Raw genomic sequence first — 9,009 nt, forward strand, 5'->3', positions numbered from 1 at the left:
GTGATGTTCACGCCCAGTACTTCCTGGGACTTCTCTATCGGGACGGCGGCCTGCTGCTGCCGGACCCGGAGCAAGCCGTCCACTGGCTGGAACTGGCGGCAAAGCGAAATCTGCCAGCAGCCCAGTATGCCCTCGGCAAGCTATATCTCTCTGATGATTCGGAGGTGCATAACGTTGATGATGGCCTCCAATGGCTGGAGAGAGCAGCTCGAAACGGAAACACTGATGCTGCCTATCGCCTGGGAAAGGAATACCTGACAGGCAGGTCCGTGCCAAAGGACGCAGTCAAAGCGGCGGAGTATCTCCGCTATGCAGCTGACCAAAATCATCCCTGGGCGAACTATTTGTTGGGGAAGCTGTACCTCACAGGCAGCGGCGTTCCCAAAGACGACGAAGCAGCCTGGAACTGTTTCCGGAGGGCAGACGTGTATGGGCATCCCTACGCTCAGTATGTTCTGGAACGCCAAGATCAATGGCACCAGCCGCAGCTCCTGATTGCGGTGAGTCGTTTGCTCTACCACATGAGCAACATCTTCCGGGACAATGTGCCTGCTCCACCCGCACAGCCGAGGCTGCACATTGACCGCAAGCGAATGCGGGAGCTCCAGGAGCTGCGGATCGCCTTGGGCCACCAGCCCGACGACCATGAGGAGGAACAAACGCAAACCCAGACCTGGGGCGGTATGACCATGAAGGGGTGGTAAGACGCAAACACCTGTTGGCCACGCTGCAGCTCCTGCGGATGATTCCCTCCACCGGATGGTGAAGAAATAAATCAACAAGACGAAGAACAACAAATAAATGCCTCTCCCACGGCTGGAGAGGAGAAAGGATATCCAGTGAAAAAAGAAACATTCAAATCTTATGAAGATCTGCCGCTGATGCTCTCGGTTCCGGAGATGGCAGCGGCGCTGGGAATCTCCCGTGCCGGGGCTTATGAGTTGGCACGGTCCGAGGGTTTTCCTGCACTGAGGATCGGCACCCGCATTGTGATACCCAAGGACAAACTTCAGGAATGGGTAGACAAACAGACCGAAAAGATATGATATGAGGGCAATCGTTGATTTGCGGCGAGGCAATGTGGTAAAATACAACATACAAATCAAGGAAAGGGGTGTTCCTATGAAGGATATGTCGGCACAAAAGCAGGTCTGCTCAATAGGGACAGGCGGGGAGTCGGCGGAAGCCCTGCGGGAACGCTCATGGGAATATGGGCTCCCACCTTACCTCCAGCATGATCTGGACGCATACAAAGAAGGCCTTGCGGAGGGGTCCTCTCTGCTGGACTGTCTGTGGGGAGAGCTGTACGGAAGCATCAACATCGCGGAGATCAACGATGGCGCGATCACACATGAACATGCCAATTATCTGCGTCAGAAGTTTCTGTGGGGTGAATGAAGTGCCTGATTTTACAAACTGCAAGCGTGTGCCCGGACGTGCTTATAACGGTGCCAACGGAAAGAAGATCGCAATCGAATATCAGGGCGAGCAATATATGCTGAAATTTCCTCCTTCCGGTCAGGGAAAGAGAACGGAGCTGTCCTACACGAATAGCTGTATCAGCGAACACATCGCCAGCACCATCTTCAACATGGTTGGGATCCCCGCGCAGGAAACCATCCTGGGAACGTATGATGTAGGGGGAAAGACGAAGATCGTCTGCGCCTGCAAAGATTTTACTGCAGACGGAAGTAAGCTGTTTGACTTTTGCTCCATCAAGAATACCGTCATCGATTCTGAACATGGCGGCACCGGAACGGAGCTGGAGGACATTCTGGATACCATTGAAAAACAGCAGTACGTGAATCCTGTGGAAGTGCTGCAACACTTTTGGAATGTCTTTGTGGTGGACGCGCTTCTGGGGAATTTTGACCGGCACAACGGAAACTGGGGATTCCTGTATCACGATGACACCCAGACCGCAACGCTGGCCCCAATCTATGATTGCGGCAGCTGTCTGCTGCCTCAGGCAGATGCCCAGGTGATGCGGGCGGTCTTGTCAAATCAGGATGAGCTGAATGCCCGAATCTACCGCTTCCCGACTTCTGCCATCAAACAGAATGACCGGAAGATCAACTACTATGATTTCTTGATGGCAGCTGGAAACAAGGACTGCAATGCAGCGGTCATGCGCATGATGCCACGATTCCATCTGGATGAGATGCAAGCTTTCATCAGAGAAGTTCCTTTCCTGGATGAACTGCAGCGGCAGTTTTACCAGACTTATCTGTCTGCCCGAATGGAAAGAATCATGGTCCCTGTGCATCGGCGGATTATGGAGCAACAGCAGCATCTATCACCGAGACTTCATATGTGAGTGTAAAGTTCAGGACCGCTTCCGAATTTTCGGAAGCGGTCCTGAATTTGCTAACAAATTGATAACTCTGCCCGGTTGGGATGGCTATTGAGGTCAGGGCATGGTATTGTGTGTCGCTGATAGGAGGCGATTCACGATGCGTGATTATATGAAAGCCCTTTGCTACAGGTTCGAGACGATATCCCGGAGGGCGGAGTATCTGGACAGGAAAATCGAACGGACCTACAGGCAGCTCACCCGTCTGCTGGATGAGCCGGAGCGGAAGCTGCTCCTGAAGATGGCAGATCTGGAAGATGCTCTGCGGGAGGAAGCGTGTCTCAACAGCTTCATCTCCGGTTATCGTCTGGCCCAGGGTATCCAACAGGAGCTGCTGGCAGACCAGCCACCGTACAACTTTGAAAACGAGGACGAACAGCGGGCCTGTGAACTGGCGAGAAGGGAGAGATGACCAATGGGGAAGAAACGTGCTAACGGTGAAGGCAGCATCCGCAAACGGAAGGATGGTAGGTGGGAGGGGTTCTACACGGCCTCCTATGACCCGGCGACCGGGAAGCAGAAAATCAAGAATGTACTGGGGAAGACCCAGGCGGAGGTTAAGGAGAAGCTGAAAAAGGCCATCGCAGACAGCCAGAGGCTGGACATGAACCGCAGCGGCACCCACACGGTGAAAAGCTGGGTGAAGATGTGGTACGAGGTCTATGCCGAGCCCCGGCTTCGGGAGAACACCAAGGACTATTATCTGAACTACATCAATAACCACATCATCCCCCAACTGGGAGACATCAAGCTGGACAAGCTCACCACGATCCAGATCCAGAAGTTCTACAACGATCTCCAGAAGAACGGGCGGGTGCAGCGGTACCAGCACATCCAGTTGAAAAACAAGGGCCTGAGCGTCCGGGTGGTCCACGGCATCCATACCTTGCTGAACAACTGCCTGGAGCAGGCCGTGGCAGAACGGCTGATCCTGGTGAACCCCGCCAGGGGCTGCAAGCTGCCGAAGATGGAAAAGCGGGAGATGAAGGTCCTGCCGGAAGAGAAGATCCGCCCCTATCTGATGGAAGCGGACAAGCGGGGACTGCTGGCACCCTTCTACCTGGAACTGACCACGGGACTGAGACGGGGAGAGCTGCTGGCCCTCCTCTGGACGGATCTGGACGTGGAGAACCGAACCATCTCCATCACGAAGCAGGTGACCCGCACCAAGGGAGAACTGGTGGTGAGCCAGCCCAAGACCCACAATTCCATCCGCGTCCTGCCGGTCTCACAGCAGGCGGTGGATCTGCTGGTGGAGGAGCACAAGAAGCATCCGGGAAATCCCTACATGTTCCCGTCACCCAAGACGGGAGGAATGTTCGATCCGGACTCCTTCCGGCACACCCATGAGAAGATCCTGAAAGTCATCGGCGCGGAGCATATCCGGTTCCATGATCTCCGGCATACCTTCGCAACGCTGTCCCTGAAGAATGGGGTGGACGTGAAGACCCTGTCCAGCACCCTGGGACACTACTCGGCAGGGTTCACCCTCAGTACTTATACCCACGCCACGCCGGATATGATGCGGGAGGCAGCGGATACGATGGGCGATGTAATTGGAAAGGCGATGTAACCATCAAAATAAACATAAGGCAGCACTGGGCTGGGAAATTCCTGCCCGGTGCTGCCTTTCTGGTAAAAATTCTGTCAGTTTGTTGCACAGAAACATGCAATTTTCTTCATACGGAGGCCTGCATTTGAGAAAACTTTCAGGAGGGAAACCTATGAGCAAGGAAGCAACTGGTGAAAACGGTGCTGTTTTGGGGAGCGGTGACTATTGGAACCGCGTAAACCGCGCCACTTTTTTTGGCACGCTGATGCAAAGACCGTCAGAAACGAATTACCACGAAACATTACGGGAGGTGGGGAACCGTGCTGGCGCCGCAGTGGAAGAGATCTACGACGACTTGCAGGAACACATAAACGTCATTCGCAATATATCCTCTGATCGAAGGAGCACACTTGCCAAGCAGGTACAATCGCTATATGATGTATGCAGGATGTCCGGCAGTTTTTGCAGCCATAGCAGTGACTGCATAGGAATCCTAAATCTATCCTCTTTTTATCTCCCAGGCAGTTCTTTGCGTGACGATCGGGCTGTCCAAACCGCAATTCAAAAAATTAAGAACTGTTCAGACTTCTTTGCCAGTGAGTGCCTTGATTTGCTTCAAAAGGCTGTGGATTGGAGTATTTCCTTTGCGGCAGGGAGCGATGCAAGAAAGACTGCATTTCTCCAGGATATTTCACAGGGAAAGGATAAAGAATTCTTACGGGATGTACTGAACACATACCGTAGCAACAATGAATCGGCAGATCTGCGGGGGCGTTGTGGGTATTCCATTGGCAGCAGAGAATATCTGAACTATGTGGAACGGAAGGTCCTTTTGCAGGATCTTCCTGCTATATACAGCGATGACTACGATGGAGGCATAAAGGACTCCTTGGAAGATATCGCGCGCCAATTACAGCGGGATTTATCGCAAAACGAACGAGAGAACAACTATATCACAGACGACACAGCCCGTAACCTGCGTGCCGCTGTTAGCGAACTGGAACACTGCGGGATCAGCACAGGTATTTCCGACAGCATGATCGAGCGGCTGGCATGGTTTGTGGGTGGCGATGCAGCAAAAATCCGCCAGTTACAGCAAAGATTTAACGAATTGAATTTAGGCGGGCGGCTGCTGGAGGACGGAGTTTACGGAAAAAAGACTGACGGTGCTCGTGAGAGCTTTCTGGATGAATTAGCGCGAGGTACCTTTCCAACTCTGGCATGGCTTGACCCGCTCCAAAGCAGTTGGACGGGAATTCGGGCTGCAACCAAAATCACAAGAGATGGGCGGAATTTTTCACGCCTTGTATCCTCTGAAAGTAATATGCCACTTTTCAGGGCCGATTTACACCCCTACAAAGGGAATACAAGCTATTACCATATCAATGTGGATGCTCTCCCAGATGCTTCGGCGTGGCAGAAAAGGCTTGCATCCAAATTGGATCATACCGAGATTTCCAAAGAAGCCTATGATATCCTGAAAGATTTTCAGCACTCAGCCAAAGTAGTCAGGATCGCAGGGAGAGTGCTGTTGGTCGCGGGAGCAGCACTGGATGCTTTGGAACTATGTAATGTCATTGACGGGGATCTACATGACGCCGATCAGAAAATCGGGAAAAAGACTTATAGTACAGCTGCAAGTATTGGCGGCAGTTGGGCAGGAGGTGCACTCGGCGCCAAAGGCGGCGCTCTGGCAGGTGCTGCAATCGGTACGGCAATTTTGCCAGGACTTGGCACTGCTGTGGGCGGGATTGCCGGCGGATTGATCCTTGGTGTTGCAGGTTCCTATGCAGGTTCCTCTTTGGGAAAATGGGTAATTGATATCACAGATGTGGGAGAGTGACTATGGTTTTCCGGAAACGAAAAGAAAGAACCGACAGGTCGCTTAACGAACTGCGCTTAGGGGAGTTTTGGCTGATGCCCGGAGAGTTCCGGGCGGAGGAAGCAACTGCCGGTATGACGGGATCATACGGACTTCCCGGCGGATATGGGGCGCTGGCGGCCTCGGCCGAACAGGAGGAAGCGCTGCGCCCCTTCCATGCGATTGTACAGCGCACTGTGGAAGAGGTCAGTGCCGGGCTACCTGTGGTGCTGACCGTGTCGGACTATACCGGACATACCTGTGCCCTGTGGGAGGCGCGCTCTCCAGAACTGCGCCAAATGGCGTTGGAACAGTGCCGTTGGTTCAAAGAAGAGGAGGTGGGCAAAGGGGAACGGCATATATTTCTCTTTGACCGGCTGCCCAAAGGATTGTATACATCGCTCTATCAGTGTATCCATACGGAGATTCCCTGGGCGGACGTCTATCTGAATTGTTCTGTCCTGAAAAAAGAGGTTCCTCTTCATTTTGATGAAGGTTCGACACTGGAGAAGAGCGCTCTTCTAAACCTGCATGTGGATTGGGGACATTTGGTACTCATTATACAAACCGCACCAGACTTTCCAATCAAAAAGCTCACCAAAGCGCTTGCAGACGCGTGTGAGATGGAAGGCTGGATTTTTTCTGACCATACAAAAAGATCGTAACCATCACGGCAGCACCGGGCGAGGAATTCCTGTCCGGTGCTGCCTCATTCTATCGGATACTATTGCCGAATTGGTCAGTGTATTGGTCGGAGAAAAAGCAGAAAATTTAAGCAAACTTTTTCGCGGCGAATAAAAAGAAAAGTTCCTGATTTCTTGCGAAATCAGGAACTTTTTGGTGGAGACTACTGGACTCGAACCAGTGACCTCCTGCGTGTGAAGCAGGCGCTCTAACCAGCTGAGCTAAGCCTCCATACGGATATATGATTTTTTCTGCCCATAAGACGCCGTGCACAACGGCGTCCTATGGGATGGTGACCCGTACGGGATTCGAACCCATGTTACAGCCGTGAAAGGGCCGTGTCTTAACCACTTGACCAACGGGCCATTTAGAAGTCCATGAAGCGCCAAGGCGCTTCATGGATCTGGTAGCGGCACCTGGATTTGAACCGGGGACACTGCGGGTATGAACCGCATGCTCTAGCCAACTGAGCTATGCCGCCAAATGTCTAACCCGAACGGGCATCAATTACTATACCAGAAGGCGGCGGCGTTTGTCAAGCGTTTCTTCGAAAAAAATGAAAAATTTCAAAAAACCGGAAGCAGAGGAGAGACTCGCTGCCGCTGGCAGGGTGCCCCGAGGCCGGCAGCCCGGATACGGTGGGAATGAGGCCGGGCGGCTCCTGCCGCCCGGCACTGTTTTGGTGGTACGAAAGACACCCCCCAGCTATGCCGGGGGTAAAAATAGCTTATAGCGAGAGAAAAAACTCCCTGATAAGGTAGAAGTGGTTTTCCGACCACACAACTACAATAACAGGGAGGTCTTCATCGTGAAAGGCAAAGACATAAGTGGTTTAGAACATACAAGTTGGAGATGTCAATATCACATCGTATTCGCGTCGAAATATCGGAGAATCGAGATGTATGGGCAGATAAAACCGGATATAGGAGTGATATTAAGAAAACTGTGCCAGTAAAAGGGGGGAGAAATTACAGAAGCTAGAGTATGCCAAGACCATATACACATACTGATCAGCATCCTGCCCAAGTACAGCGTGTCACAGATTATAGGGTATCTGAAAGGAAAAAGTAGTCTGATGATATTTGATCGGCATGCAAATCTGAAATATAAGTATGGAAATTGACACTTTTGGGCCAGAGGATATTATGTGGATACAGTGGGACGAAATAAGAAGCAAATAGCAGAGTATATCCGAAACCAACTGGCATCGGATCAAATCGCAGACCAGATAGGACTGAAAGAGTTTGTTGACCTGTTTACGGGTCGCGAGAACAAGAACGCATAAAAGGAACCCCTTAAGGGATAGCACGAGAAAGAAATGCAGACGGCAAACCTTTCGGGGCCCCTTAAGGGGTATTGTCTGTATAAAGCCCTTATAGGGCTTACTCAAGCCTCCGGCTTAGCCGGAGGTTTTGACTAGGCTGGGGTCAGGCCCGGGGCCTGCGGGCAGCCCGTCGGGCCTCCGCTTTTTTCTCCAGGTTGGAGACCACCAGGGCGCAGGCAGCGTCGCCCGTGATGTTCACCGTGGTGCGGCCCATGTCGAAGATGCGGTCCACGCCGATGACCAGGCCAATGCCTGCCACCGGCAGGTTCACGCTCTCCAGCACCATGGTCAGCATCACCACGCCGGAGCCGGGGACACCCGCGGTTCCGATGGAGGCCAGGGTGGCGGTGAGCACAATGGTGATCATTTGGCCCAGGGTCAGGTCCACTCCGTAGCAGGTGGCGATGAACACGGCGCACACGCCCTGGTAGATGGCGGTGCCGTCCATGTTGATGGTGGCGCCCAGGGGCAGGACGAAGCTGGCGATGTCCCGCCGGGCGCCCAGCCGCTCCGTGCACTCCAGGTTCAAAGGCAGGGTGCCCACGGAGGAGGCAGAGGAGAACGCCATGGCCATGGCCGGGAACATCCCCTTGAAGAAGGCCAGCGGACTCACGCCGCCCAGGGCCTTTACCGTGGCAGAGTAGACGATGACGGCGTGGAGGAAGTACCCGATATAGGCGCACAGCAGCACCAGGCCCAGATTGCCCAGGATCTGGGGACCGTTTTCCGCCACCACCGGCAGGATCAGGCAGAACACGCCGATGGGGGAGAGGCGCAGGATGATGTCCATGACCTTCATGCAGACCTCTGTGAGGCTGTCCACCAGCGCCGCTGCGGGCCGTCCCTTCTCTCCGGCGGCCAGGATGCCGAAGCCGAACAGCAGCGCCGCCACGATCACCTGCAGCATGGAGGCGTTGGCAAAGGGGGCGATGATGTTGGAGGGGAAGATGTCCACCAGCGTGTCCATGAAGCCGGCGGTCTCCCCGGGCTCAAAGGTGACGCCGGTGGGGTCGATGACCGTGAAGAAGCCCTTGAACAGGTTGGCCAGGAACATGGCCAGCACGATGGCCCCGGCAGTGGTGCAGGTATAATACACCAGCGTTTTGACGCCGATGGAACCCACCTTGCGGATATCGCTCATGGAGATGATGCCGGAGAGAATGGAGAAAAAGACGATGGGCACCGTGCGCCCAGATAGGGCGTTGAGCAAAGTAGTGTAAGGCACTACCCCGTAA

General features: G+C 53.6%; 9 protein-coding genes, 3 tRNA genes and 1 pseudogene. 9 read left to right on the forward strand and 4 right to left on the reverse strand.

Features of this window, described 5'->3' with window-relative positions; genetic code table 11:
• The 8 genes from ACLTXB_RS18120 to ACLTXB_RS18155 form a co-directional block, all read left to right on the forward strand.
• Positions 1 to 704 (forward strand): tetratricopeptide repeat protein (locus ACLTXB_RS18120; RefSeq protein ID WP_428227914.1); only part of this gene is annotated, 704 nt, incomplete at its 5' end.
• Between the two features lie 135 nt (positions 705 to 839).
• Positions 840 to 1,046, forward strand: a complete 207-nt coding sequence (locus ACLTXB_RS18125; RefSeq protein ID WP_317336530.1) for a helix-turn-helix domain-containing protein — start codon at positions 840 to 842, stop codon at positions 1,044 to 1,046.
• Between the two features lie 76 nt (positions 1,047 to 1,122).
• The gene (locus ACLTXB_RS18130; RefSeq protein WP_412260395.1) at positions 1,123 to 1,398 is read left to right on the forward strand and encodes a hypothetical protein; all 276 of its coding nucleotides are present in this window, start codon (positions 1,123 to 1,125) and stop codon (positions 1,396 to 1,398) included.
• A gap of 1 nt (position 1,399) precedes the next feature.
• Positions 1,400 to 2,317, forward strand: coding sequence for a HipA domain-containing protein (locus ACLTXB_RS18135; RefSeq protein ID WP_287553901.1), 918 nt, complete (start codon positions 1,400 to 1,402; stop codon positions 2,315 to 2,317).
• Positions 2,318 to 2,453: 136 nt separating this feature from the next.
• On the forward strand, positions 2,454 to 2,765 hold the full coding sequence (locus tag ACLTXB_RS18140; RefSeq protein WP_418504090.1) for a DUF6809 family protein: 312 nt from the start codon (positions 2,454 to 2,456) through the stop codon (positions 2,763 to 2,765).
• Positions 2,766 to 2,768: 3 nt separating this feature from the next.
• On the forward strand, positions 2,769 to 3,926 hold the full coding sequence (locus ACLTXB_RS18145; protein ID WP_412260402.1) for a tyrosine-type recombinase/integrase: 1,158 nt from the start codon (positions 2,769 to 2,771) through the stop codon (positions 3,924 to 3,926).
• A 151-nt stretch (positions 3,927 to 4,077) separates the two neighbouring features.
• Positions 4,078 to 5,748, forward strand: a complete 1,671-nt coding sequence (locus ACLTXB_RS18150) for a hypothetical protein (RefSeq protein WP_317336514.1) — start codon at positions 4,078 to 4,080, stop codon at positions 5,746 to 5,748.
• A 2-nt stretch (positions 5,749 to 5,750) separates the two neighbouring features.
• Entirely contained in the window at positions 5,751 to 6,431 is a 681-nt protein-coding gene (locus ACLTXB_RS18155; protein WP_287553891.1) for a hypothetical protein, read from the forward strand.
• A gap of 173 nt (positions 6,432 to 6,604) precedes the next feature.
• Here ACLTXB_RS18155 and ACLTXB_RS18160 read toward each other — a convergent pair.
• From ACLTXB_RS18160 to ACLTXB_RS18170, 3 genes are all read right to left on the reverse strand, one after another.
• A tRNA-Val gene (locus ACLTXB_RS18160) sits at positions 6,605 to 6,681 on the reverse strand.
• Positions 6,682 to 6,740: 59 nt separating this feature from the next.
• A tRNA-Glu gene (locus tag ACLTXB_RS18165) sits at positions 6,741 to 6,815 on the reverse strand.
• 39 nt (positions 6,816 to 6,854) lie between these two features.
• A tRNA-Met gene (locus tag ACLTXB_RS18170) sits at positions 6,855 to 6,931 on the reverse strand.
• A 327-nt stretch (positions 6,932 to 7,258) separates the two neighbouring features.
• Between ACLTXB_RS18170 and tnpA the strand changes: the two are divergent.
• Positions 7,259 to 7,735: pseudogene (gene tnpA, locus ACLTXB_RS18175) on the forward strand (IS200/IS605 family transposase).
• A 142-nt stretch (positions 7,736 to 7,877) separates the two neighbouring features.
• On the opposite strand, the gene ACLTXB_RS18180 reads toward tnpA, so the two are convergent.
• The coding region (locus ACLTXB_RS18180; RefSeq protein ID WP_317336515.1) for a dicarboxylate/amino acid:cation symporter at positions 7,878 to 9,009 on the reverse strand (1,132 nt) is incomplete at its 5' end.

The sequence above is a fragment of the Flintibacter sp. genome (assembly GCF_046973065.1).